Annotated in this window: 1 protein-coding gene; it reads right to left on the bottom strand. The window is 70.0% G+C overall.

The genetic code is table 11. The features are described from left to right. Positions 1-30: 30 nt before the first annotated feature. On the bottom strand, positions 31-633 hold a 603-nt coding region (locus tag ACNPM4_RS15420), incomplete at its 5' end, for an LLM class flavin-dependent oxidoreductase (protein ID WP_448986266.1).

Genomic DNA, 633 nt, shown 5'->3' on the forward strand with positions numbered 1-633 from the left:
CTCCCCACGACGGCGACACCGGTGAGGGTGTCAGACACGCGACATCGTCCGCCGGTACTGCGATCCGGTGTGCGAATCGGCGAGTGCCGGAGTCGATGTGCCGATCAGGCGCTCCCGCAGCGACTGCGGCTCCGACGACGGCTCGACGATCGCGCCGCGCTCCTTGAGGATCGGCAGCACGTGCTCGATGAAGTCGACGGTCGATGCCGGCGGGATCACGGGGGCGAAGAGGAATCCGTCGAGGTCGGCGCCGTCGGCGAGCTCGATCATGCGGTCAGCCACCTGCTCGGGGGTGCCCACGATCGGGCGGGCGCCGACACCGTGCGCGTGCCAGTCTCCGAGCACGTCGCCGACGGTCTTGTCGGCGAAGCGGGCGACCTGGGTCTGCGACAGCTCGGTGCTGAGCTCGGACATCGGCGTGTTCGGCGCGTACGCCGACAGGTCGAGGCCGGTGAACCAGGCGTAGGAGGCGACGGTGACGTCGGGGTTCTGCGCGTCGGCGACCTCGGCGTACTTGCGCTGCGCCTCTTCCTCCGTGCTGCCGACGATCGCGGCGAACGCCGACATGATCTTGACCTCGTCGGCTCCGCGGCCGTTCTTCACGGCCTCCTCCCGGATCGCCGAGGAGTGCGC

The organism is Microbacterium umsixpiens (assembly GCF_053543675.1).